The organism is Neorhizobium sp. NCHU2750, assembly GCF_003597675.1.
Lineage (GTDB): Bacteria > Pseudomonadota > Alphaproteobacteria > Rhizobiales > Rhizobiaceae > Neorhizobium.
Genome location: NZ_CP030827.1, coordinates 169,901 through 194,138, shown reverse-complemented (window position 1 = coordinate 194,138; position 24,238 = coordinate 169,901). Strand labels below are relative to the sequence as shown.

Here is a 24,238-nt window from a genome sequence, read left to right as displayed (position 1 = left end):
ACCAGATATCGGGCTGGCTCAGCATCAAAGACACCGCACTTAACGATCCGCGCACCAACCCTCATCGTGGTATGGAAATATCATTGAAAATGTTGGTTTTTTGGGAGAAATGGCGGACAAGGTGGGATTCGAACCCACGGTACGCTTTCACGTACACACGCGTTCCAGGCGTGCGCCTTAAACCACTCGGCCACCTGTCCTTCAGGATGTATTGAGTCGCTTCGGACCCAACGACGTTGGAACGGCCGCGATATATACCGCCGATTCTGCAGGATCAACCGATATTTCTAGAAATGTTCAAGATCGCCTCCATTTCCTCAGAAAAGATTGGAGAGCGTCGTATTCTCTTCAATTTTGGCTGGATTGGAATTTCGCGTTCGTCGGGTCGATCCGATCGACCTCCCTCAGAGCCCAGTTTGCCCATTGCCTCACTCTGTGGTCAACGACGAATGAATTCGTATCGCAACGGTCCACCACCGCGAAGATGTATGCGCGGATTTCTTCAGCCTGCCGAAACGCCTTGGCCTCGGCAATAAGCTTGTCCAATTGCTTTGCTTCAGCATCGCGGCGATCTTCGTCGACTGAACGAACGTTTTGGAGGCAATAGTTTTCCCATTGCAGCATCAGCATCCTTCGCTGTTCGAGCAAATCTGTCCTGTGATAGGCGGCCTCAACGGCGCTTCTTAGGCTATGGGCAAGTGTGCGATCTGCGAGTTCGCCGGAGTGACCGTTTTCCGAAGCCCAGTCGCGAAAGCTTGACCGGAACCCGTGAGTAGTCGCAAATCTGGCTTTAGTATCGCTTGCGACGCGGCTTGCGCGAAGGATCTTAGTTAAAGCCATATCCGTGACAGCTGCGCCTGTCCTAGACTTAAACACCAAGCCTTGGCGAAGGGCGGATTTATTCCGCTCGTTTTCTAATATCTGCAGCACTCGTGGTGTCAGCGGAACGCGATGCGCGACCTTAGCTTTCATACGCGACGCCGGAATTGTGAACGTCCGCTCGTGAAAGTCGATTTCGTCCCACTGCATCCTGCGGATTTCACCAGAGCGGCAGGCCGTTAGAATGACCAATTCCAGCATGTTTTGATGTATATCGTCACCACCCGAACGTAGCGTACCCCCAATGAATCCGGGTATTGCTCTCCAAGGCAGTGCAGGAAAATGGCAAACTCGCTCTCGCCTTGTCGGCTGCCTCGGTAGCAATGCCTTGACGTTAGCGATCGGATCGCTCGTCAAGTATTGGTGTGCCAGCGCCCAACGGATAACCGCCGCGCATCGCTCCTTCACTCTGCGCGCCGTTTCCGGCTTAGCAAGCCAGATCGGCTTCAGGCACGACGCGAATTTCGCCGGCGTTAACGTGGCGAGGTTCTCTTTTCCGATAATCGGGAAAACGTATTTTTCCAGCGTGTAAATCCACTGATCATTGTGCTTTTGGCTTCTGAACCCGGCTGAGATCTGACTATGATACTGACGGGCCACAACTTCGAATGTGGGGATGCGCCCCATCTGTGCAGAATAGGACCCTTTCTGCTTTTTGACCTCAAGTGGATCCAGCCTTCGACGAAGGCATTCACGAGCCACTTCTGCCTTTTTTCTTGCAGCATCGATTGATACAGAGGGAAACCCTCCAAACCCCATTTCTCTGCGTTTTCCCGTTTGCGGGGACTTATATCGGAATATCCACTTCCCTGCTCCCTCCTTGGCGGAGGCGAAAAGGTAAAGGCCCAAAACCGTGCCATCAGAAATCGGCTTATCGCCGGGCTTCATGCGCAGGGCTTGCAGATCGCTGAGCGGGTAGTTGCGATGCATGACGTCACCCCTGAAAAGGCACGTTTCAAGACCGTTGTTTAATGTACGTTGCCAATTCAGTCACAGTGTCATTCCCATAGTCTTAGTCAAGACACATCCGTTGCGTGGAGGCTTCGCATCAACACATTCCACGCTCCACATTGCCTGGCTCGCCCCACTTCTTCTTCTATTTCAACTTTTTCCAGTATTTTCGCCAGAGAGAGCATTTCGCGCAGCTTATAGTCCAACTTGTGAGCTAGAAAACGTTCCACTTTTGTTGTCACACACGCTTGCGATCGGTCGGTTATCTCCTAGCGCCAACTTGACCGTGAAGAACGCCTCGTGCGATCGGAGCGTGCACCTGGTCACTGCAGAGGGGCCCTTCTCCGCGGCAATATTCCCTGTCACACGGCTTGCCGTATGACAGGGGTCGCCTTGCTCCCTTCCACTCGCTCCCTTCCACTCGCCGGCCGTCATGACGCCCTCCGAAGGTCGGCCTGTCGGTCGGGTTCATCGGCAATATGGTCTCGACGGCAGCTGAAGAAGGCGACCCATTCCAGCGCCCTCGGGCTTGCCTCATCCGGTGGCCAGTAGCCCGGCAGAGCATAACCTGGCTGACCGGTTTTCACCGTCCGAATGCCGAGAGCTTCAAGCGACGGAAAGCCATGGCGACGGAGCCAGGCGCACCACTGCTCGACCTGCTTCGTCTTGGTCTCGGCCACGAAAACGAGCGGGACGGCTCGCCGCGTCTCGACGCGCGGCGGAGCGTCCTCGCGCGGGTTAGGTTTATATATTTTTTCTTTCTCTGGGTTTGGTGGACATATCTGTCCCCCTTCGCCGGACACATCTGACCGCCTTGCCGGACGATTTTGACCGCCTTCGCCTGGGTAAAGGGTGACAACTTTGTCCGTCTTTTCGCGGGCGTCCGATGCGCGTAAAATCGATACCGCAGAGGGGCAATATTCCGTGTTGTGCCTGATGCCATTTCCGCGCCGGATCTCGAACCAGCCACTGGTCTCAAGCTCACGGATGACGCGCTGAATGGTCTTGACGCTCTTGCCGGTCGCGTCGGCAATCGTTTGATAGGACGGCCACGCCTTCTCGGTGTGGCCGTTCAAATGCGTGGTGACGATATAGAGCGCCACGGACCGCGCGTTGTCGCTCAGATCCTTGTCGCAGCTCAATTGCTGAAGCCATTGCAGCTTCACATCCCGAAATGGCCGCACCCCGCTCATGCACGCCTCCCAGGACCAGAATCCGACAATCTGACGAGTAGACGTTGTTCCGCAAATGACGGCCGCTTGAACAGTTCCAGAAGTCGCTCAAAGGGGTTTGACAAACATGCGATAAGTGATTGATTTGTTACTAGGCACTTGACACTTTTTCGCTCGCAACCCACTGCAAGCCTAAAGTTGCGACCGGATTGAAAATCCGCGTGTCGGTGGTTCAAATCCGCCTCCGGGCACCATTTATTCCCTTGAAATGGTTGATCTTTTGCGATCGCTTCTTAACGCTCGGCGGCTTGATTTTCGACATTCTTATCGCCGATCGCTGCTTTGATACCGGAGCTTGGGCAATAGGGAAATTCGCCGAAATATCACCGTGATTTTTTCGACACTTCCGTGCCGTCGATTACCTGATCCCCGAACATGCAGCGGTGAGCAGTACCCCGGGAAATCTGCTACAGCAGGGACAAGGAGAATTTCCACCTAGCTTCGGCTTAGATGCCGTGACAAAACCGCGCCGCCGGCCCCATTGCCCGGCTTTCAAGGCAGAGGTCGCACTCGCCGCGATTAGAGGCAAGCAGGCGGCGATGGATTTGTCCCGGCAGCTCGACATGCACGCCAACCAAATCAAACAGTGGAAAGGCCGACTTCTTGCGCGGCGACAAACGTCTTCGACGATGAGGCGAAGACGGAATCGACTGAGCCGATCAACAGCAGCTACATTGAGAGTTTCAATGGCAAGTTTCGGCCACATAGGGCAATCGGCAACAAAGTGCCGATTTCGCTTATGACCGATTAATCGGCATCCTCGCCGATCTGAGTTCTAACCCCGGAAAATTCCAGCGAACGCTGGGCCAAATTCATGTAGCGCCTCAAAAGCAGCTGGAGGACACCCAAAGCTGCATAAAATCTGAAGGCAAGGCCAGCGTGACTTATCTCTCGGAGGTTGATCTGACCAGAGAATGAGAAATTTCGAACGAAACAAGATTGTCCAGGACTCATAGCCGTAAGCCGCCGAAATTCCTTAAAATAATGGCGGACAAGGTGGATTCGAACCCACGGTACGCTTTCACGTACACACGCGTTCCAGGCGTGCGCCTTAAACCACTCGGCCACCTGTCCTTCAGGATGTCTTGAGTCGCTGCGGACCCAAGGACGTTGGAACGGCCGCGATATATACTGACGAATTTGCAGGATCAACCGATATTTATGGAAATGTTCAAGATTGCTGCCCTTTCCTCAAGAAAGTGGAGGAAAGTCATGCGTTACTCAATTTTGTGCGATCGGAATTTGGTGTTCGCCGGGTCGCTCAGAACCTTGTCGCAGCTGAGCTGCTGAAGCCGTTGCAGCTGCACTTCGGGAAATGGTCGCGCCCCGCTCGTGCGCACGTCCTGCGGCCGCTGGCCAGCGGCGCTGCCGATTTGGCTTGCATCATCTGGTGAAGCCGGCTGTCGAAAGCGTGCTCGCGTCCTCCCGACGTCAGATTCGGTTCATGTCTGCATGACAAAGGAGAGCCAAGTGATTGATTTGAGCCGCATGGCTTGACGCGGGTCCTGCTTTAGGGCGCAACGCCTTCACCATTTGACCCGGACTGAAAGTCCGCCTTCAGGCACCATTCCCCTATCCAGTTCGTCATTACCAGCGTTGATGACGAAATCATTCCGGTATTGTTCTCGGCACCAGGCCACAGGCCATCGGTCGCCGCCTACCTCATCGCGGCTTTATATTTCCGATGGCGCGCAATCACGCTCCGATTGAGGACGCGCCCCGATGCACGGGAAATAAATGGTTAACATATGGTAGCTAGCTTCCCTTGAGCACTTACCAGGACACGACGAGGGGAACCAGAATGCGCCTTTCCAACTCGCCCTATCTGCTGGCCATGGCGTCAGTCATATTGCTGACAGCCTGCCAAAGCGATCTCGCTCCTCTGACGTCCGACTTGCAACAAAGTCTTTTTCAGCCAGGTTACGGTACGGGCAGAGCCGGGGCTTTGCCTGCTCAATCGCCAGTCCGGCAACCTCCGGCTCAGGCGACAGCAGCACCAGTATCCAAACCGGCGCCGGTCGCATCGACCTCTCCAGCTGACACCTGCTCGAGCGATATCGTCCAGCAGCTTCTGACACCCGCCTCATCCGACCCCTCCCCCGTCAAGCTGGCCTGCAGCACCAAGCTGCCGGCCCGGTCGGTGGTGACGCGCCAGGTTGTCTTCGAAGGAAGCGCGTCAAGCGGCAGCAGCCTCGATTGCAACGGCGGGCGGCTTGAGGGAACCGCATCCAAAGGTGACAAGGATTCCGTGGTCGTTCGCTCGCGCAATGCCGGCGGCACCTGGAGCAGGCCGGTCGGCGTGACGGTGAGAAACTGCCAGATCGCCAATGGCGTGCGGATCTACGGTCTCGGCCGCAACGGCGAGGCGCAGCCTGTCAAGCAGTCTTCACTCAATGCAGATCATACGGCCTTCGCACAGACTTCTGCGCCAAGCGGCATCACCTTTGACAATATCCGCTTCGCCGGTTCGGGCGGAGTGCCGTTTTACGTCAGCCCCGGAGTTACCAACGTCACCCTGTCGAACTCGCGGTTTACGGGGACGAGCTCCAGCGTGGCCGTCTACCTCGATGCGGAATCGGCTGGCGCCAACATCACCGACAATACGTTCGACCTCAGCACCAATGGCCGCGAACAAATTGCCATTGATGGCTCCGCCCACAATACAATCACCGGCAATACATTCGAGAGGGCATCGAATGGCGGCATATTCGTATATCGCAACTGCGGCGAGGGCGGCACGATCCGCCATCAGGCGCCCCAGTTCAACCGGATCGAAGGCAATACATTCGTCATGAACGGCAGCCAGGATCCGGCCGTGTGGCTCAATTCGCGCAATGGCAACAGGTCCTACTGCTTTACCGATCCGAGCCATCCCTTCGGCAGCGCCCTGACTTCGCTGGACATGGCGCAGAACAACACCGTGGACGATAACAGGGCCGTCGGCGGCGGCCGCGATGCGTTCCGCAACAGCGATCCGACCAATCGGCTGGCCAATAATCATGGATGATCTTGCCTTTTCAACATCCGCAGCAACCCGAGGCATCCGAAGATTGGGCCCGCGTGCCCGTGCCATCTGGCCCTATATGATGTGCAAAGCTTCTGTATCGGCCTGAATATCAGGCAGACTGTATTGCCTCCATAGGTTAGAGACGTGGTACATCATGTCGACAAGTGGGAGCCAGCATGACAGATCCAGAAACCAACCAGATTGCGGAGCGCAAGCGCGGGTCCGGCGTGCGGCTGGTCTATGACCTCCTGCGGGACGAGATCCTCGATCTGAAGCTTGCACCGGGAAGCGCGATCGATGAGGTACAGCTTGCGGCACGGTTCGGCATGTCGCGCACGCCGATCCGCGAGGCGCTCGTGCGGCTTGCCGGCGAAGGGTTGATCGAGACGCTGCCTAACCGCTCGACCATGGTGTCGAATATCGATTTCCTCGGCATGCCCGCCTATTTCGACGCACTGGTGTTGATGTACCGCGTCACGACAAGACTTGCCGCACAGCATCACCGCGAGGAGGATCTCGCGATCATCTGGGAACATCATGAGGCGTTTGCCGAGGCCGTCAGGGCGCAGGACGCGCTTGCCATGATCGCCACAAATGCCGCCCTGCATTCCGCGATCGCAGCCGCCGGGCGCAACAACTACTACAACACATTCTTCGACCGCCTGCTCGGTGAAGGCCGGCGCATGCTGCGCCTCTATTACCAATCCTACAATGATCGCCTTCCACCGCGTTTCGTCGAGGAACACGAGGAGATCATCGCTGCCGTCAAAGCCCGCGACGTGGCCGCCGCAGACCGTCTCGGCAAGGCGCATGGCGAGCAGATCGTCGAGCAGATCGGCCGGCTTCTGACACGCAACGATCGCGTCGATATTGATCTTTGATATCTTGTATTTTTTTTGTCGACAAAGAAAATTGAAGGAGTATGCTCCGTTTCCAGAAGCCGGGATCGTCTCTGCCGGCCGTTCGGATATCAAGGAAGCATACTATGAAAGCCAATATTTTCTCCGGCGTCATGCCGGCGCTGATGACCCCCTGCAAGGCTGATCGCACGCCTGATTTCGACGCTCTGGTCGCCAAGGGCAAGGAACTGATCGCTGCCGGCATGTCCGCCGTCATCTACTGCGGCTCGATGGGCGACTGGCCGCTTTTGACGGATGCTGAGCGCATGGAAGGCGTCGAGCGCCTGGTCAAGGCCGGCATTCCGGTCATCGTCGGCACCGGCGCGATCAACTCCGCTTCCGCCGTGGCACTTGCCGCGCATGCCCAAAAGGTTGGCGCAAGCGGCCTGATGGTCATTCCGCGCGTCCTTTCCCGCGGTTCGGTGATCTCCGCCCAGAAGGCGCATTTCAAGGCGATCCTGTCTGCTGCCCCAAACCTTCCGGCAGTCATCTACAACAGCCCCTATTACGGCTTTGCCACCCGCGCCGACCTTTTCTTCGCGCTGCGCGCCGAACATCTGAACCTCGTCGGCTTCAAGGAATTCGGCGGCCCGGCCGACATGCGCTATGCGGCGGAAAACATCACCAGCCGTGATGACGACGTGACGCTGATGATCGGCGTCGATACGGCGGTCTTCCACGGCTATGTCAATTGCGGCGCCACCGGCGCCATCACCGGCATCGGCAATGTGCTGCCGAAGGAAGTGCTGCATCTTTGCAATCTCGCAGAGGCTGCCGCCAAGGGCGATGCCGATGCCCGTGCCCGCGCGCTCGAACTCGAAGCGGCACTCGGCGTACTCTCCTCCTTCGACGAAGGCCCGGACCTGGTTCTCTACTTCAAGCACATGATGGTGCTGAAGGGGAACAAGGAGTTCACGCTCAATTTCATCGAGACCGACGTGCTCTCCGACAGCCAGCGCGGCTATGTCGAAGCCCAGCTCGCTCTGTTCGACAAATGGTATGCCGACTGGAGCAAGCTCCCCGGCGCGGTCCAGACCTACAAGGCCTAACGCCTCCAGATACAGGAAGCCCTCCACCCGGAGGGCTTCCTTCTTCGTTTTGACAACAACTCCAACAGATCCAGCAAGGTGGCATGCCGTTCCAGGCCTGCCGGAAAGCAGCGAGAAAATGAGCAGGTCGGATGTCATCGTCATCGGGGCGGGGGTGGTCGGCCTCTCCGTCGCCATTGCCGCGCAGATGCGGGGTTTGAGCGTGACCGTGGTGGACCGCGAGGGACCTGCCGCCGGCGCATCGGCCGGCAATGCCGGCGCCTTTGCCTTTACCGACATCCTGCCGCTTGCCTCGCCCGGCATCCTGAAGAAGGCACCGAAATGGCTGCTTGATCCACTCGGCCCGCTATCGCTGCCGCCCGCCTATGCGCTGCAGATCATGCCCTGGATGTTCCGCTTCTGGCGCGCCTGCCAGGCGTCGCGCGTTGCCCATTCGGCAGCGGCCCAGACGTCGCTGATGGATTTCTCCAAGGCCGAGCTCGAACCCTTCCTGCAGGCCACCGAAACGCTTTCGATGCTGCGCAAGGAAGGCAATCTGCAGGTCTATGAAAGCGACGCGGAATTCCGCGCCTCGCTGCCGGGATGGGACGCCCGCGAACAGCACGGGATCGAATTCCAGCACATGAATGCCGCCGAGATGAGCCGCATCCAGCCGGGCATTGCGCCCCGCTTCATCCGTGGCACATTCACGCCGGGCTGGTTCTCGATCGCCGATCCGAAGCTCTACACGCTGGCGCTCGCCGAGAATTTTCGCGCCCGCGGCGGCACCATTGCGGTCAGCGACGTGAAGGCCTTGCGGCCGTCGACCGGCGGTGTCGAGATCGTCAGCGCAACCGGCACCGTCTGCGAAGCGGGCAAGGTGGTGGTGGCGGCGGGAGCCTTTTCGCATCACATCGCCCGCACGCTCGGCGAAAACATCCCGCTGGAAACAGAGCGCGGATACAATACGACACTGCCATCCGGCTCGCTCGACCTGCGCACCCAGGTGACTTTCGGCGGCCATGGCTTCGTCGTGACGAGACTGACGAGCGGCATCCGGGTCGGCGGCGCCGTCGAACTCGGCGGGCTGAAACTGCCGCCTAACTACGCACGTTCTGAGGCGATGCTGAAAAAGGCGAAAACCTTCCTGCCGGGGCTGAAGACCGAAGGCGGCACGCAATGGATGGGCTTTCGCCCGTCACTGCCCGACAGCCTGCCGGCGATTGCCCGCGCCAAGGCCACGCCGAATGTCGTTTATGCCTTCGGCCACGGCCATCTGGGCCTTACCCAGTCCGCCGGCACTGCCCGCCTTGTCAGCGATCTTCTCTGCGGCCAGACGCCGGCAATCGATATTTCCCCGTTCTCGCCATCCCGCTTCGGCTGAAGAGGGCATAGGCTGCGCAGCAGGTCGGCGATCAGTCCGACGGATGTAAGGCGCTGCACCAAACACAGGCGAAGGTTGCCACCCTTGCCGACCGCGGTCGGCCGCCCGGCGTCGCCCCATAAACAGCGGCGGTGGTCACCACGTGCGCCCGCTGTCCCCATGAACATTCGCCGGCCCGTCTCCGGTGGCGGCGCAAGCTGGTGGAGAGGCGGGCGGAGTGTTGCCCTCGTGGCCTGATAAGGCGCCCATGCGCGCAACATCCCTCTTCAAAGTCAAATGGGCCCCCCTATATCTCTGGGGGAGGAGGGAAGCGAAACATCGACCTGCGCCAGCCCGCGGCGAGACCCACGATGTCGTGATCATCCGCTTTAGCAAGAATTACGTTCAATCATATAACATTATGATTACCTTTTATCTTGCATCATCTGCCCAATAAATTTTCCTCATGTAGAATTTAAGGAAGAATTATCGAATGACGGGGGGATACGGTCATCTGCAGCAAGAAATACTTGATATGCTTGCTCACGGCTGCTCGCTTGAAGAGGCCGGCAATTACATATGCGCGCACGCGGAAAGACTTGCCACGGGCGTGCTTTGCTCGCTTGTGACGGTCGATCGTGCCGGATTGCTGCACCCACTTGCAGGGCCGAGCATTTCCCGCGAATATTCCCGGGCTCTTGATGGAATTGCCATCGGGCCGGGCGTCGGCTCCTGCGGTACGGCGGCCTTTCTCGGCAAGCCGATCGCGGTCGACAATATCTTCACCAATCCCTACTGGGCACCCTACAGAGCGCTTGCCGACATCCTGCTCCAGGAACATGACGTCAAGGCCTGCTGGTCCAGCCCGATCCTGCAAAGCGACGGCCGCGTGCTCGGTGCATTCGGCTTCTATTACACGGAAAATCGCGGCCCGACGGAAGAGGAGCGCCGGATCGTCGAAGAATGCCTACACTTGTGCTCGCTCGTTCTCGAACGTGAGGAAGTAAAGGCGGAAAACCAGCGGCTTGCCCATTTCGACATTCTGACAGGGCTTGGCAATCGTGCCAATTTCATCCGCACCGTCGAAAAGAGAGCCGACACCTCTTCGGCACCTTTCGGCATCCTGTTGATCGACATCGACCATCTCGGCAGGATCAATGAAGTGTTCGGCCATACCGCAGGCGACAGGATGATCCTCGAGGCCGCCGCTGCGGTGACCCGTATCGTCGGCCCGCAGAATAGTTTTCGCGTCGATGCGGACGAATTTGCGGTCATCGTCGAGGGAAATCCGCCCGATATCGCCGCAACCAGCAGAAAGATACTCAAGGCGCTGAAGGAATGTTCGCTACAGGAGAACGACCACACGCTGCGCCTGACCGCAAGTTGCGGAGGGGAAATATGCAGGCCATCGCCGGAGCCGGACGTCCCGGCATGCCTGCAGCATGCCAATCTGGCACTTCACCATGCCAAGCGGACCGCCCGAGGTGGTTTCGTTCTCTATAATGACGAGCTCGGCCAGGCCGGCATGGCGCGTTTCCGCATGCTGCAGATGGTGACGAGCGCGCTGGCCGAGGACCGTATCGAGGCGCATTACCAGCCGATCGTGCGGCTCGACAGCCAGGAGATTGTCGGGCTGGAGGCGCTCTGCCGCGTACGTGGCACGGATGGGCAAATCATCCCGGCGGGTGCGTTTGCCGAGGCCCTGCAGGATGCCTCGCTCGGCCATGCGCTGACCGACCGCATGCTTGAAAAGGTCGCGCTTGACCTACACACATGGCGCGACAGCGGCGCTCCTCTCCACTATGTCAGCGTCAACGTGTCGATGGCGGATTTCGACCTTGGCAATCTTCGCCAGCGAATCCGAGAGGCATTTTCTCCCTACCAGATCCCGCCTGAGCAGGTCGTCATCGAGGTCACCGAAACGGTCTATATGGATGAGCGCGACCGCAAGGTGGCAAAGACGATAGAAGGCATGCGAATCGACGGATTGCGGGTGGCACTGGACGATTTCGGCACCGGTTATGCCTCGCTGACCCATCTCCTCGACTTCCCGGTGGATATCGTCAAGATCGACAAGACTTTTGTCGACCGCATGTCCGACGACCGCGGCGAGGTGATCATCCGCACGCTTCTGAACATGGTCTCCGGCCTCGGGGTGGCGATGGTGGCGGAAGGCGTCGAGACGCAGGACCAGGCGCTCCGTCTGCAGCGGCTCGGCTGCTCCTACGCCCAGGGATACCTGTTCGGGCGCCCCGCAGACCGCGAGACGACCACCCAGGCCCTGATGGCCGGCCCCGCCAAGGCATCGGCTTGTTGTGGCGGCATGTGACCACGACTTGCCAATATCTTCGCGGGTGAAGCAACAAGACCGGCCTATTTGGGAAAGTCTGCCGATAGGCTGGCATCCTTCCACGCCTCGATCTCGGCCCGCCTTTCGGCGAGCTTGGCGGTGATGGCGTTATAGGCCAATTCGCCGAGCACGAGATGGCGCGGCGGGTTGGCCGCCTCCACGGCGCGGATCATCGCCTCTCCCGCACGGACCGGATCGCCCGGCTGCTTGCCGCTGTATCCCGCCGTCGTCGTCATGCGGATGCCGGCCGTATCCTGATAGTCGGCGATCTTCACCGGCGTCTGCTTGAGCGAGCGGCCGGCCCAATCGGTGCGGAACGGCCCCGGTGCCACGCAGGTGACCTTGATGCCGATCGGTGCGCCCTCTGCAGCGAGCGCATCCGAGAAACCTTCCACGGCATGTTTCGTGGCAGCGTAATAGCCGGAACCCGGAAAGCCGACGAAACCGGCCTGCGAGGTGAGGTTGAGGATGTGGCCTTTGCGACGGGCGCGCATGCCCGGCAGAACGGCCCGCGTCAGCGCGAAGAGGCCGAAGACGTTGGCATCGAACATGGCGCGGATCTCGGCTTCATCGCCCTCCTCGATCGAGGCCTGGTAGCCGTAGCCGGCGTTGTTGACGAGAACGTCGATGCGGCCGAACTTCTCTTCAGCCGCGTTTACCGCAGCCTCGACCTGGCCTTGATCGGTGACATCCAGATCAACGGCGAGCGCATTGTCGTGGCCCTGCACCAGATCCGCCAGCCGGCCCTTGTCGCGGGCGGTGACGACCGTTTGAAAGCCGCGGGCGATTGCCAGCTTTGCCAGTTCGTGGCCAAAGCCGGTTGAACATCCGGTGATGAACCAGACGGGGGAGGACATATCGGTCATGAAAAAATCTCCGTTTAAAGCCGGATCACGAATATGAGGCGGGAGAGATGCGGGATGCCTTCCAGACATAGGCATGTAAAAAAGGACGGCAAGGGTTTTCCCTGCCGTCCTTTCGATGCTGTGGCTTCAAAAGGTTCGCGCGTCCGGTATGCGTCCATATGGACGCACGGCGCGCTAAATCACGTTGCGATCTTTCAGATTCGCTTGCCGTGATTTAGCTCTTTGTTTTTGCGCATGTCTTCACCTCGAAACCGGTGACCACTTTCGGGAGACATGCTGCAGTGGCGACGATCAGTCGCTGACGCGTTCAACGACAGCGCCGCATCGGGTGAGCTTTTCTTCAAGCCGTTCGAAGCCGCGATCGAGATGATAGACGCGGCTCACCATGGTTTCGCCCTCGGCGGCCAGGCCGGCAATGACGAGCGAGACGGAAGCGCGAAGATCGGTTGCCATGACCGGCGCACCTTTCAGCCGCGGCACGCCTTCGATGCGGGCCATCTGGCCGGAGAGCGAGATCCTGGCGCCGAGGCGGGCAAGTTCCTGCACGTGCATGAAGCGGTTTTCGAAGATGGTTTCGGTCACATGCGAGACACCGGACGAGCGGGTCATCAGTGCCATGAACTGCGCCTGCAGGTCGGTCGGGAAGCCCGGGAAGGGTTCGGTGACGATATCGACCGGCTGGATGCCATTGCCGTTCCGCACCACGCGCAGGCCGCTTTCGGTCTCGGTGATCTCGGCGCCGGCAAGGCGCAGGGTTTCAAGCGCGTTGTCGAGAAGCGAGGCGCGGGTGCCGGTCAGCGTGACGTCACCGCCGGTCATGGCGACCGCCATGGCATAGGTGCCGGTCTCGATGCGATCGGGAAGAACGCGATGGCGGGCGCCATGGAGGGACGACACACCTTCAACGGTGATCGTCCTGGTGCCGGCGCCTTCGATCTTGGCGCCCATGGCGATCAGGCACTCGGCGAGATCGACGATTTCCGGCTCGCGAGCGGCATTGTCGATGACTGTCGTGCCCTTAGCGAGCGTTGCGGCCATCATCAGCACATGGGTGGCGCCGACGGAAACCTTGGGGAAGGTATAGTGCGCGCCGACAAAGCCGCCCGCAGGGGCCGACACGTTGACGTAACCGCCGTCGATCTCGATCTCGGCGCCGAGCGCTGCAAGGCTGTCGAGGAAAAGATCGACCGGGCGTGTGCCGATGGCGCAACCGCCCGGCAGCGAAACACGGGCCCGGCCCTCACGCGCCAGAAGCGGGCCGATGACCCAGAAGGAGGCGCGCATCTTGGAGACCAGCTCGTAAGGGGCGGTCGTATCGACGATGGTGCGGCAGGTGAAATGGATGGTGCGGGCGTAGCTCTCGCTCTGGCTTTCGCGGCGGCCATTGACCGACACGTCGACCCCGTGATTGCCGAGGATGCGCAGAAGCTGCTCGACATCCGCCAGATGCGGCACGTTTTCGAGCGTCAGCGTATCGCTCGTCAAAAGCGAGGCGATCATCAGCGGCAGTGCCGCATTCTTCGCGCCGGAAATCGGAATGGTGCCGGTGAGCTTGTTACCGCCTAAAATGCGTATGCGATCCATGGCTGAAAAACTTTCCCTCTCAAGCGCAAGGCAGCGTCCTTAGACGAAAAGCCCTCTCGCTTCAATGTTTGGTGAAATCTCGTGATCGTCCCTTTGAGGACATAAGTCAGGATGATTCGTCCGATTTTGCGGCAGTGGATGCGGCACCACCGGTTCCTGCTGCGGGCAGGCCCTGCGTTTCATCCGCATCGCCGGCGCGGCGGGCACGGGACTGGCTCTTGCGACGCATCAGGTTTTCCCTGAGCTTGGCGGCGGCCTTGTCTTTCCGATCCGCTTCACGGGCCGCCTGCGCCTTGCGGGCACGGTCGCCGCGGCTTTCGCCCCGCGCCTGCATGTCGAGCTGGTTATCGGAATTCTGCACGTCATCATTTTCGTCCATGGCCTTCCATAGCCAAAAAGCCCGGCAAACAAAAGCAGAGACGCGGTTTTCCCCATGCTCGATGAAATAACTTGGAAATTGCCGCTTGCACTCACCAAGAACCTATGGCAATAGGCCCTCGCCGAAGACGCGGAAGACATTCCGCACCGGTTCTAAGCTGCTATAGCTCAGGGGTAGAGCACTCCCTTGGTAAGGGAGAGGCCGAGAGTTCAAATCTCTCTAGCAGCACCATTTTCCCCTTAGTAAATTCTGTCTTTTGCTTTGAAAGCAATTGCCTTCCGGCTCCGTTCGAGGAGCCGAGTCGCAAGGGCAGTCGGCAACGGGCGCTCGGTATTACGTCGATATAGCTCCGCCCGGAATGCCCGCAGCGCGTTTATTTAGATTCCCTAATGCAATCTTATATTATCTTTTACTTACATACGAGAAGATCGCCTCACCCAATAGCGTGAGGTGCAGGGATGCTTCGCAGGATTGAGCTTGACCGTCTGTTGCGGAGCCGGGACGGTAATTTCGGCATGATGAGCGCGCTTTTGATGCCGCTGCTCCTCTACACGGCAGGCGGTGCGGTCGATGTCTATTCCGCCTATGCCGAAAAAGAGAACATGCAGGGCATTGCCGACAGTGCCGCACTTGCGGGAGGCGCCGTCTATAACGGGACAAATTCCGCTGCAGCGATTGCCCAGGCGGAGAGTTTCCTGAAGGGTTACAAGAGCAAGCTCCTGGACGGTGCGACCTATACGGTCACCATGGATGAGGCGAAACTCGGGGTCCTCATCCAGGCAAAGTCGAAGAACAATTTCTTGCCTCTCATGGGTCTCAACGCCATCGATGTCGGCGTGTTTGCCCAATCACTGGCACCGGAAAAGCCGAGCAAGGTCGAGTTTACCCCCACAAAAGCGCAGGGCTTTTACTACAAGAAGGTCACGATCAGGGTCATCAGGCCGGGCAGCACGAAGGAAGAGATCGTCGGCACGGTAACCTATCAACCGGCCACGACCGACGACCAGGGGCAAGGCACGATGACCGTGTCTCCGTCGACCAGCATCGATCTTGGAAAATATTCGTCTCTCATCCTGCAGATGGAGATCAAGAAGGATGGCTGCCCCACCGGGCAAATGGGCTTTGTCCTGGCCAGCAAGATCGTCTGCCTGGCAAACTCCACCGCTGCCTATTCGAAATACGACCTGACACTGCGCACCGACAATCCCAATACCAGCTACTACCTGTTCGTGGATGGCGTTCAACTGGCCAAGGGCGTAACGAGCCCGCTCAGCAGCATTCTCGTCTGCGGCAAGACATCCAGTCACGCCTGGGAAGACGGAGGCGGCTGGGACCGACAGGACTTTTTCTACACGGCGAAGACGACCTGTGCTCCGAGCGGCCAGAATGTGGTTCTGACCAAGTGACCCCCGCGGCGGGCAAAGACTAAAAACAAGACGGCTCCTGAAAAGCCAAGCCGGGCATCCTGCGTCCTACAGCATGTCTCCCGAAAGTGGTCACCGGTTTCGGGACAAAGACATGCGCAAAAACAGACAGCTAAAGCGCGGTAAGCGAATCTGAAAGATAGCGGCCTGCTTTAGCCAATGCTTGGCCTCCACCCGCAGTTCTCGCGGGTGGAGGCGGTTTTCGGGGATCGTTCCACGGATGCAGCCGAAGACCTCGCTGCAGAGAGGCTCATCCATGACAGTCCGGAATTTTCTCAGAACTCCTCCCAGTTATCCCGACTGACAGCCGCATTTCCATTGAACGCGCCGGCGATCTTGCGGCCCAGCGCGCGGACGGGAGAGGCTGCCGGCCGGTCCGATCCGGTTGCCACCCGCACGGGAGCGGAAGCCTGGCGAGCCGTGCCCGACAGCTTGAACAGGTTGAGCAATTCGTTGAGCGAGGAGACTTCGCGCGACAGGCTGTGGGTGGCCGCCGTGGTTTCTTCCACCATGGCCGCGTTCTTCTGGGTGTCCTGGTCCATGGTGTTGACGGCCGTGTTGATCTGCTGGAGACCCGAGGATTGCTCCTGCGCCGCCTCGACGATCGCCACAACATGGCGATTGATCTCCTGCACCTCGGCGACGATGGTTTCGAGCGCACGACCCGTATCACCGACGAGCTGGACACCGTCGCGAACCTGGTCGCCGGACGTGCCGATCAGCGCCTTGATCTCCTTGGCGGCATTGGCGGAGCGCTGCGCCAATTCGCGGACTTCCTGGGCGACGACGGCAAAGCCCTTGCCGGCTTCGCCTGCACGAGCCGCCTCGACACCCGCATTCAGGGCCAGAAGGTTGGTCTGGAAGGCGATCTCGTCGATCACGCCGATAATGTTGCTGATCTCGCCGGACGACTTCTCGATCTGTTCCATGGCGGAGACGGCGCGGCGGACGATCTCGCCCGACTTCTCAGCGCCGGCCCGCGTGCGGCTGACGAGCTGGCCGGCTTCCTGGGCGCGGCTAGTCGAATCCCTGACCGTCGTGGTGATCTGTTCGAGGGCTGCTGCCGTTTCCTCGACAGCGGCTGCCTGCTGTTCGGTGCGCTTGGCGAGGTCGTTTGCGGCCTGCTTGATCTCGTTGGCGCCCGCCTCGATGCCACGAGCATTCTGTGCCACCTGCGTCAGGGCCGATTCCAGCTTCTCGGCGGAATTGTTGAAATCCTGGCGCACGGCATCGAGCGTGTCGGCGAACGGCTGGCCGATGCGGTAGGAGACATCGCCATCCGAAAGCGACGAGAGGCCTTTGGCGAGATTGTCGACGGCGAATTTCACATTGGCCGCGTCCCTGGCTTCCTGTTCCTGACGGGCGATGCGCTCCTTCTCGGACAGGCTGCGATTGGCTTCGGCCTGCGCTTCCAGACGGATACGTTCAAGCGCATTGTCGCGGAATACGGCAACAGCCGAGGCCATCTGGCCCACTTCGTCCTTGCGCGCGATACCGCCGATTTCGGCCGCGGTCTCACCGCCGGCCAGACTGATCATCCGTGCGCGCAGGCGATCGATCGGCCCGGTAATCCCGCGGGCGATGATGAACAGCGCCGCGATGATGCCGATCGCAAACAGCGCGGCCAGCACGGTGAGCGATGTGACGATCGTGCTGTTGGTCTGGCCCTTCAGCTTGCCGCTCTCGGTGGCGATATCCTTCGTCCGCTGGGTGATGAAGCCACTGAGGTCCTTCGACAAGGTGACCACCAGCGTGTCGGCGCTTTCAAGCTGTGCCTTTGCTTCCGCATCTTGATTACTGGAGGCAAATTCGACCACCTTGTCGGTTATCGCAATGATCTGCTGAGCCCTGCCGATATAGCCGTCCATCTGGTCGGCAAATTTCGGCAGATTGCCCTTGGCGCTATCGAGGCGTGACAGCAGGGCCTTGGCGCTGTTGCGATAGAAGTCGTTCGCCGCCTTGAACTTGGGCGTTCCCGCATCATAGGCGATCGTCTGATAGGTGCCTGCCGACACTGCGTTCAGATTGCGGTCGGCGCGCGCCAGATCGAGGGCAGCGCTATTGTCCGTGGAGATGAAATTCGAATAGGCCGTATCGGCCTTCTTATAATTGTTGGCGACGAATGCCACGCCGCCGATGCCGACAAGGCAGACCGGAACCAGCACGGAAAGGATTTTCGTTCGTATCGCCGCATTCTGAAGAAAGGACATAAGGACCCCATCGCTTGGATGACGCGCCTTGGCTTCCCCGTGTCGGAAGGCATCGGAACGTCGAAAGTGCGGACATTCACGGTGAGCGCTCACTCATCGAGCGATGATGAAGGGGACATCCCTTCCGGCGCCTGTCCTGCATCGTCCTCCCGACGGATGCTGCCCGGCGCTTGATGCGGCATGTAATCGTCAGCATCATGCTGCGGCGAGCTATCGCTGGCGGACCAAAATATCGTCGAGATTTCCAGTCCGCGGAACCGAGTGTGCGGCTGGCTATTTTCTAATGTACAGTGGTTAATGTTTCCTGCGGAAACGTGGCGTTTCGAGGCATCTGCGAGCGCTGCTCAGCATTCTTTTTGCATTCCGCACTGGGTTGATACGGGATCGAAGCACCCAGGAGTTGAGCGCCGGCGGTCACTCCCACCCAGGGCCGAGGAAGCCGGCGGACGAACAATCCATCACGCCATGGCTGAGGTCATTCCTCGCGAAACGTATGCGCCATCTGGTCGGTGAAGGGCTTGGCGAGATAGGAGATCACGGTGCGGTCGGCGACGCGGATGAAGACCTCCGCCGGCATGCCGGGATAGAGCGCGAGCTTTTCCAGCTTGGCGAGGCTCTGCGGCTGAGGCCTGATGCGGACCGGATAGTAGCTGAGGCCGCTGCGCTGGTCGACCACGACGTCGGGAGACATGGAAATGACGGTGCCGGTCACTTCCGGCGTGGTGCGCTGGTCGAAGGCACTGAAACGGATGTCGACCGCCTGACCGGGCCGGACCTGGTCGATGTTGCGCGAGGCAATCCTGGCTTCCACGGTCAATTCGCGCTGGTCGGGGGCAAGCAGCATCAGCGGCTCGCCGGGATTGACCACCCCGCCGATCGTGTGAACGGTGAGCTGGTAGATGCGCCCGGCAAGCGGTGCACGGACATCGAGCCTCTGAAGCTGGTCGCGGGCGGAGATGCGGCGTTCCTCGAGCTCAGAGATCTTTGCCTCGACATCCGTCAGGTCCTTAGCATTCTCCGCCCTGCGGTCCTCGTCGAGCTGCAATATCTGCAGGTTGATCTCGCTGATACGGCCTTCGGCCTGCGCCCTCGCGGCAATCCGCTCGCCCTTGTTGCCATCAAGCTCGACACGCTGGCGCTTCAGCGCGTTGACCCTTTGAAGGGTGACGAGCTGCTGCCTGTAGAGGCTGTCGATCGCCCGGTATTCCTCATCGATCAATGTGATGGAATCGTCGATCGCCCTGATCTGCAGGTCATTTCCGGCAATCTGTTCCTTGAGCTGGCTCTTGCGTTCATCAAGCTGCTTCTTCATGCCGGCAAGCGACGACCTGCGCATCTGGAAAAGCTGGATCTCACCATCGACCAGCTTGCGGTTGGCAGCAATATCCATGCCGCTCTCGGCTAGAGCCGCCTCGCTGAACGTGCCGTCCTGCAGCGTCTCGGCCTCAAGCCGGATGCGCTTGGCATAGAGCTGTGCGAGCCCGCTCTCGACGATCGCCAGGCTTGCCCGCAGCGAGGTGCCGTCAAGCTTCACAAGGACATCGCCAGCCTCGACATGGCTTCCTTCCCTCACGAGAAGTTCCGATACGACGCCGCCGCTCAGGTGCTGTATCTTCTTCACATTGTCATCGATGATGACCGTCCCCTCGCCGACGACCGCATTGGAGAGCGTGGCCATTGCCGCCCATCCGCCGATGCCGCCAACAAGTGCAAGGCCGAGCACCGCGACGACGATGACATGGCGGCGAAGCGAGCGCTGCGAGGATGAGGTGGCGATCGTCTCACTCATCTCTTCACTCCTGCACTTCCGAGACGATCTTGAGCGAGGCCGGCCGATGATCCGGGCCAGAGGCTTCGCGACGCAGGACCTTTGCCAGAACCTCGTCGCGCGGACCAAAGGCTGCCATCTGCCCCTCGTTCATCATCAGCACCAGATTGACGCCGGACAGCGCGCTCGGCCGGTGGGCAATGATGATGGCGATGCCGCCGCGGTTGCGGACATTGACGATGGCCTTCGCAAGGGCGCCCTCGCCTTCCACATCGAGGTTGGAATTCGGCTCGTCGAGAATGATCAGGAAGGGGTTTGCATAAAGCGCACGGGCGAGCGCGATGCGCTGGCGCTGGCCGGCCGACAGCATCGAGCCGGAGGGACCGACTTCGGTGGCATAGCCGTTCGGCAGCTTGAGGATCAGTTCATGCACGCCAGCCGCCTTGGCCGCCTCGACGATCGCCTCATCCTGCGCATCGGCACGGAAGCGGGCAATGTTCTCGCCGACCGTCCCCGAGAACAGCTCGATATCCTGCGGCAGGTAACCGACCAGCCGGCCGCGATCCTCGTCGCTCCACTGGTCGAGGGTCGCGCCGTCGAGACGCACCGAGCCGCGATGGTTCGGCCATATGCCGGTGAGCGCACGGGCAAGCGACGACTTTCCCGACGCACTCGGCCCGATCACGCCGATCGCATCGCCCGCCTCGGCGGCGAAGGCGATGTTGGAGACGATGATGTCCCGCCGGCCGGGCGGCCCGCTGGCAAGGCCCTCGACCCGCAGCGTCCTTTGCGGCTGGGCGAGCTTGAGCGGCAGGGGCGCATCCGCCAGTGCATCGAGGTTCTGGCGCAGGCGGCGCCAGGACTGTTGCGCCGAGACGAAGCCGCGCCAGTTTGCAATCGCCTGCTCGACCGGCGCCAAGGCACGCGACGTCAGGATCGAGGCTGCGATGATGATGCCGGCGGATGCCTGGTTTTCGATGACGAGAACGGCGCCTGCGGCAAGTACGCCAGATTGCAGGGCGATGCGAAAAATCTTCGAAAGAGTGGAATAGCCGTTCGAGACATCCGAGTTCTGCAGATGCGAGCGGCGATAGCGATCGTTCAATTGCGACCACGAGCGCGAGAGATCGCGCGCCATGCCCATCGCCTCCACCACTTCGGCATTGCGATGCACCGCTTCCAGAAGGGCGCCACGCCGGCCGCCGGCCTCGTGGACCTCTCTCGATATCGTCTGGGTGGCGCGGTTGGTCAGATAGGTGAGAATGGTGAGGATGACAGCACCGCCGATGGCGATGAAGCCGATCACCGGGTGGAACAGAAAGCAGATGAGGACATAGAAGGGCAGCCAGGGAAGATCGAAGAAAGCGGGCGGTCCGGCACTCGACAGGAACGACCTCACCTGATCGAAATCCCGCATCGCCCCCATACCGTCCGTCGGGCCGCCGCCCCTGACCGGCATCCTCACTGCCGTCCTGAAGACGCGATCTCCCAGCTCCTCGTCGAAGACGCCGGCTATGCGGGCAAGCATCCGGCTCCTGGCCAGTTCGAATGCGCCCTGGAACAGGTAGAGAAGCAGGGCCAGAAGCCCGAGCGCCACGAGCGTCGGAATGCTGCGGCTCGGGATGACCCGGTCATAGACCTGCAGCATGAAGAAGGAACTGGTGAGATAGAGGATATTGATGAGCGCGCTCGCCACGCCGACGGTCAGCAACCCCACGCGGCAGCGGGCGAAGACTTTGGATGCAGACGTGTTGCTTTCATGCCTGGCCTGCATTCCCGACCTTTCGCCATCGGCGGAACGTTGCGATCACAACCGTTTCCCCCATCTCTCCATCCGAAAATCCCATTCCTGCATCAGATAATACTTATATTGCGCAGATCTGAACAGGCGCATCCTCCTAAGGCTGTATGCGGTTAGCCGATGCCACATCAGCCAAAACGGGTGCCGGCAATGTCGACGCCCGTCTTCTCCGGGATATGCGTTTCAGTACAGAAAGAAATCCGCCGAGGTCAGTTTCAGGCCATCGTCGACGACCGCGAACTTGACCGCGGCCCCGGCACCGTTGCCATCGGCGTCGTAGAAGACATCGCCGGTCTTGCTGTTATAGGTGATCCGGTCGTCGGCATCATGGGCCTTGCCATTGGTCGAGGCATAGAACTGCCCGCTGGTCATGACGCCGGTGCCGGCGATCTTGGTGAAAATTGCCTTGGCCAGATAGACAGTGTCATCGGCAACGCTGAAATCGAGAATGTGATCGACATTGCTGCTGCCGTTGAGCTTGGTGTCGAAATAGAAGGCATCCTTGCCGCCGCCGCCGGTCAGGTCGTCGTTTCCGAGCTTGCCGTAAAGCTGGTCCTTGCCGCCATCGCCGCGCAGCGTGTTGTGCACGGTGCTGCCGATCAGCTTGTCGGCAAAGTCCGTGCCGCGCACGCCCTCGATGCTGACCAGCGTGTCCTTGTTGCCGAAACCATCGGTCGCCGTGCCCTTCTGCAGGTCGACGGTCACGCCATACGTGCCGCCGCGCTTGACGTCGCGATGGTAACGGACCTCATCGAAGCCGCCGCCGCCATTGATCGTATCGGCACCGGCGAGGCCCATGAACTGCTCGTCTGCACTGGAACCCTTGAACGTGTCGGCGAGTTTCGTACCGCGAAAGCTCTCGATGCTGGAGAAGGTTTCGGCATTGCCGTAAGCGTCGGTCGCCTTGTGGTTGACGGCATCGACGGTGACGCCCTTCTTGACGGCATTGCCATCGTCGAAGCTCAGCTGGTCCCAGCCGGAGCCGCCGTCATAGCTGTCCTTGCCGGCGCCGCCGACGAGGAAATCGTCACCGGCGCCGCCCTTGAGGACGTCGTTGCCGGCGTGGCCATAGAGATCATCGCCACCCGCGCCGCCGGTCAGCGTGTCATTGCCGCGCAACAGCCATTCCTGCATGTGCCAGGAATCGTCGAGTACGGTCTGGAAGGTGGTCGCTGCCACGTCGAAGCCGGAGATCTTCTCGATCAGCTTGCCGTCCTTGGTGAGAACCTGAACCTCGGTGACGCGGCCTGCCGTGGCGTCGCCGTCCTTGTTGAATTTCAGTCCGCTGCCGATGATCTTGCCCTGGATACCGTTCCCGAACTTGAAGAGAACCTGGGTCGATGACGATGTTCTCGACACCACCGCATCGAAATCGAGCAGGTCGGCCATCGACGGCATGTAGTCGAGGCCCACGATTGGCGGATTGTAGTGGTCCGGGTTTACGTTCCCCGGAAAATATCTCTGCAGCGTGACCATGGTTTCCTCCCTCATGACGCGCCTTCACACGCGCTCTTGTCACGGAAACGTTATCACCGCTGCTTTTTCTGGCGTCACCCGTTTGGGTTAGGCCGGATCAAGATGCTGGAAGTCTTTCGTCATACCACGCGCCCCGCATGCTAACCGAGGCGCCCGCTCTCTCAGAACAGGCCGGGACGGGCGGCCGTGGTGTCGTAGTCGCCGTCGGTCGCGACGTCGGAGAGGCGGACGAACTCGACGCCACGAGCCTTGAGCTTGAGGATGGCGCTTGCCACGCCCTCGCCGGCGGCATGGGTCGGCTGGTTGATGTGGGAGATCACCACATCGCCGTCCCTGGCAGCGGCGATGCGCTTGTCGGCGGCAGCGGTGCCCAGAAGCGAACCTTCGTCGCCATTCAGCGAGTATCCGGCGATGCGATAGCCCATCTTGCGGATTTCATCGATCGAGGAGGCGTCGTATTTGGCGGTTGCGCCGCGGAACCAGCGGGGTGCCGGCAGTCCGGCAGCGATCATCGCCTCGGCGCCCTTGCCGACCTCGCGCGCCACCGCTTCGGGTGAACCTGCCGAGGGAATACCATAGACGGGTACGGCAACATCGATGGCCGGGATATGGTTCTCGCCATGGTTCTCGATTTCGAAGAGATCGGGATTGGCGAGGAACAGCGCCACGCTCGGCTGATTCTTGCGCAGCCAGCGGGCGGTGACGAAGATGGTCGCCGGCACGCGCTCCTTGACCAGCGTCTGGAGGATGCGCTCATCGACCGCGCCCATGCAGGCATCGAAGGTCAGCGCCACGCGCGGCTTGGCCCGGCCGATCTCCGCCTTGGCGAGATGCAGATGCGGCTCGACCAGCTTGACCTTCTGTTCGCGATGCGTCGGCTCCACCGGCACCCAGGCCTTGGCGGCATCGGTTGCGTGAGCGGGTAGAGCGGCCATGCCGCCTGCAATGAGAAGAAGACCGGCTTTCAAAAAGGGGCGCATCATATCCGTCGATCCGATTGGCTCGTCCTGCCCATACTCCC

General features: G+C 60.1%; 16 protein-coding genes, 3 tRNA genes and 1 pseudogene. 8 read left to right on the top strand and 12 right to left on the bottom strand.

All coding sequences use genetic code 11. From position 1 onward, the window contains the following. Nucleotides 1–110: 110 nt before the first annotated feature. The 3 genes from NCHU2750_RS00890 to NCHU2750_RS00880 all read right to left on the bottom strand — a co-directional run bounded on the left by NCHU2750_RS00890 (nucleotide 111) and on the right by NCHU2750_RS00880 (nucleotide 3,023). A tRNA-Ser gene (locus tag NCHU2750_RS00890) sits at nucleotides 111–200 on the bottom strand. 148 nt (nucleotides 201–348) lie between these two features. Next, nucleotides 349–1,809 carry a tyrosine-type recombinase/integrase gene (locus NCHU2750_RS00885; RefSeq protein ID WP_119938724.1) on the bottom strand — a complete coding sequence of 487 codons (1,461 nt, stop codon included), beginning with the start codon at nucleotides 1,807–1,809 and terminating at the stop codon, nucleotides 349–351. Between the two features lie 452 nt (nucleotides 1,810–2,261). Further along, nucleotides 2,262–3,023: a helix-turn-helix domain-containing protein gene (locus tag NCHU2750_RS00880; protein WP_119938723.1), complete on the bottom strand. Its 762-nt coding sequence runs from the start codon at nucleotides 3,021–3,023 to the stop codon at nucleotides 2,262–2,264. 443 nt (nucleotides 3,024–3,466) lie between these two features. Here NCHU2750_RS00880 and NCHU2750_RS30860 point away from each other — a divergent pair. Then, nucleotides 3,467–3,720: pseudogene (locus tag NCHU2750_RS30860) on the top strand (transposase); the annotation flags it as partial. Nucleotides 3,721–4,047: 327 nt separating this feature from the next. Here the strand turns inward: NCHU2750_RS30860 and NCHU2750_RS00875 are convergent. After that, nucleotides 4,048–4,136: transfer RNA gene (locus NCHU2750_RS00875), tRNA-Ser, on the bottom strand. A 727-nt stretch (nucleotides 4,137–4,863) separates the two neighbouring features. Between NCHU2750_RS00875 and NCHU2750_RS00865 the strand changes: the two genes are divergently transcribed. From NCHU2750_RS00865 to NCHU2750_RS00845, 5 genes are all read left to right on the top strand, one after another. Continuing rightward, nucleotides 4,864–6,069 carry a right-handed parallel beta-helix repeat-containing protein gene (locus NCHU2750_RS00865; RefSeq protein ID WP_119938721.1) on the top strand — a complete coding sequence of 402 codons (1,206 nt, stop codon included), beginning with the start codon at nucleotides 4,864–4,866 and terminating at the stop codon, nucleotides 6,067–6,069. 176 nt (nucleotides 6,070–6,245) lie between these two features. Next, a complete protein-coding gene (locus NCHU2750_RS00860) occupies nucleotides 6,246–6,950 on the top strand; it encodes a GntR family transcriptional regulator (protein WP_119938720.1) in 705 nt (234 codons plus the stop codon). 104 nt (nucleotides 6,951–7,054) lie between these two features. Next, nucleotides 7,055–8,017, top strand: a complete 963-nt coding sequence (locus tag NCHU2750_RS00855) for a dihydrodipicolinate synthase family protein (protein WP_119938719.1) — start codon at nucleotides 7,055–7,057, stop codon at nucleotides 8,015–8,017. A gap of 118 nt (nucleotides 8,018–8,135) precedes the next feature. Next, nucleotides 8,136–9,380 (top strand): NAD(P)/FAD-dependent oxidoreductase, encoded by a 1,245-nt coding sequence (locus NCHU2750_RS00850; protein ID WP_119938718.1) that lies wholly within the window; start codon nucleotides 8,136–8,138, stop codon nucleotides 9,378–9,380. Nucleotides 9,381–9,894: 514 nt separating this feature from the next. Continuing rightward, nucleotides 9,895–11,688: a bifunctional diguanylate cyclase/phosphodiesterase gene (locus NCHU2750_RS00845; protein ID WP_162939437.1), complete on the top strand. Its 1,794-nt coding sequence runs from the start codon at nucleotides 9,895–9,897 to the stop codon at nucleotides 11,686–11,688. A 44-nt stretch (nucleotides 11,689–11,732) separates the two neighbouring features. Here NCHU2750_RS00845 and NCHU2750_RS00840 read toward each other — a convergent pair whose 3' ends face one another. The 3 genes from NCHU2750_RS00840 to NCHU2750_RS00830 form a co-directional block, all read right to left on the bottom strand. Further along, a complete protein-coding gene (locus NCHU2750_RS00840) occupies nucleotides 11,733–12,575 on the bottom strand; it encodes an oxidoreductase (protein WP_119938716.1) in 843 nt (280 codons plus the stop codon). A 291-nt stretch (nucleotides 12,576–12,866) separates the two neighbouring features. Further along, nucleotides 12,867–14,159 (bottom strand): UDP-N-acetylglucosamine 1-carboxyvinyltransferase, encoded by a 1,293-nt coding sequence (murA, locus tag NCHU2750_RS00835; protein WP_119938715.1) that lies wholly within the window; start codon nucleotides 14,157–14,159, stop codon nucleotides 12,867–12,869. A gap of 106 nt (nucleotides 14,160–14,265) precedes the next feature. After that, nucleotides 14,266–14,493: a hypothetical protein gene (locus tag NCHU2750_RS00830; protein ID WP_119942788.1), complete on the bottom strand. Its 228-nt coding sequence runs from the start codon at nucleotides 14,491–14,493 to the stop codon at nucleotides 14,266–14,268. A gap of 201 nt (nucleotides 14,494–14,694) precedes the next feature. On the opposite strand from NCHU2750_RS00830, the gene NCHU2750_RS00825 reads away from it, so the two are divergent. Together NCHU2750_RS00825 and NCHU2750_RS00820 are read left to right on the top strand one after the other, a co-directional pair. Beyond that, nucleotides 14,695–14,769, top strand: a tRNA-Thr gene (locus NCHU2750_RS00825). A gap of 227 nt (nucleotides 14,770–14,996) precedes the next feature. Continuing rightward, a complete protein-coding gene (locus NCHU2750_RS00820; protein ID WP_119938714.1) occupies nucleotides 14,997–15,944 on the top strand; it encodes a pilus assembly protein TadG-related protein in 948 nt (315 codons plus the stop codon). 293 nt (nucleotides 15,945–16,237) lie between these two features. On the opposite strand, the gene NCHU2750_RS00810 is transcribed toward NCHU2750_RS00820, so the two are convergent. The 5 genes from NCHU2750_RS00810 to NCHU2750_RS00790 form a co-directional block, all read right to left on the bottom strand. After that, nucleotides 16,238–18,172, bottom strand: a complete 1,935-nt coding sequence (locus tag NCHU2750_RS00810; protein WP_119938712.1) for a methyl-accepting chemotaxis protein — start codon at nucleotides 18,170–18,172, stop codon at nucleotides 16,238–16,240. 475 nt (nucleotides 18,173–18,647) lie between these two features. Beyond that, a complete protein-coding gene (locus NCHU2750_RS00805) occupies nucleotides 18,648–19,961 on the bottom strand; it encodes an HlyD family type I secretion periplasmic adaptor subunit (protein ID WP_119938711.1) in 1,314 nt (437 codons plus the stop codon). A gap of 4 nt (nucleotides 19,962–19,965) precedes the next feature. Then, nucleotides 19,966–21,714 carry a type I secretion system permease/ATPase gene (locus NCHU2750_RS00800; protein WP_119938710.1) on the bottom strand — a complete coding sequence of 583 codons (1,749 nt, stop codon included), beginning with the start codon at nucleotides 21,712–21,714 and terminating at the stop codon, nucleotides 19,966–19,968. A 210-nt stretch (nucleotides 21,715–21,924) separates the two neighbouring features. Further along, nucleotides 21,925–23,232, bottom strand: coding sequence for a calcium-binding protein (locus NCHU2750_RS00795; RefSeq protein WP_119938709.1), 1,308 nt, complete (start codon nucleotides 23,230–23,232; stop codon nucleotides 21,925–21,927). A gap of 146 nt (nucleotides 23,233–23,378) precedes the next feature. Continuing rightward, nucleotides 23,379–24,200, bottom strand: coding sequence for a polysaccharide deacetylase family protein (locus tag NCHU2750_RS00790; protein WP_119938708.1), 822 nt, complete (start codon nucleotides 24,198–24,200; stop codon nucleotides 23,379–23,381). Nucleotides 24,201–24,238: the final 38 nt, after the last annotated feature.

Coding starts and splice junctions, on each gene's coding strand:
- NCHU2750_RS00885 (WP_119938724.1), bottom strand. CDS start 1,809: ATGCATCGCAACTACCCGCTCAGCGATCTGCAAGCCCTGCGCATGAAG.
- NCHU2750_RS00880 (WP_119938723.1), bottom strand. CDS start 3,023: ATGAGCGGGGTGCGGCCATTTCGGGATGTGAAGCTGCAATGGCTTCAG.
- NCHU2750_RS00865 (WP_119938721.1), top strand. CDS start 4,864: ATGCGCCTTTCCAACTCGCCCTATCTGCTGGCCATGGCGTCAGTCATA.
- NCHU2750_RS00860 (WP_119938720.1), top strand. CDS start 6,246: ATGACAGATCCAGAAACCAACCAGATTGCGGAGCGCAAGCGCGGGTCC.
- NCHU2750_RS00855 (WP_119938719.1), top strand. CDS start 7,055: ATGAAAGCCAATATTTTCTCCGGCGTCATGCCGGCGCTGATGACCCCC.
- NCHU2750_RS00850 (WP_119938718.1), top strand. CDS start 8,136: ATGAGCAGGTCGGATGTCATCGTCATCGGGGCGGGGGTGGTCGGCCTC.
- NCHU2750_RS00845 (WP_162939437.1), top strand. CDS start 9,895: ATGCTTGCTCACGGCTGCTCGCTTGAAGAGGCCGGCAATTACATATGC.
- NCHU2750_RS00840 (WP_119938716.1), bottom strand. CDS start 12,575: ATGACCGATATGTCCTCCCCCGTCTGGTTCATCACCGGATGTTCAACC.
- murA (WP_119938715.1), bottom strand. CDS start 14,159: ATGGATCGCATACGCATTTTAGGCGGTAACAAGCTCACCGGCACCATT.
- NCHU2750_RS00830 (WP_119942788.1), bottom strand. CDS start 14,493: ATGCAGGCGCGGGGCGAAAGCCGCGGCGACCGTGCCCGCAAGGCGCAG.
- NCHU2750_RS00820 (WP_119938714.1), top strand. CDS start 14,997: ATGCTTCGCAGGATTGAGCTTGACCGTCTGTTGCGGAGCCGGGACGGT.
- NCHU2750_RS00810 (WP_119938712.1), bottom strand. CDS start 18,172: ATGTCCTTTCTTCAGAATGCGGCGATACGAACGAAAATCCTTTCCGTG.
- NCHU2750_RS00805 (WP_119938711.1), bottom strand. CDS start 19,961: ATGAGTGAGACGATCGCCACCTCATCCTCGCAGCGCTCGCTTCGCCGC.
- NCHU2750_RS00800 (WP_119938710.1), bottom strand. CDS start 21,714: ATGCAGGCCAGGCATGAAAGCAACACGTCTGCATCCAAAGTCTTCGCC.
- NCHU2750_RS00795 (WP_119938709.1), bottom strand. CDS start 23,232: ATGAGGGAGGAAACCATGGTCACGCTGCAGAGATATTTTCCGGGGAAC.
- NCHU2750_RS00790 (WP_119938708.1), bottom strand. CDS start 24,200: ATGATGCGCCCCTTTTTGAAAGCCGGTCTTCTTCTCATTGCAGGCGGC.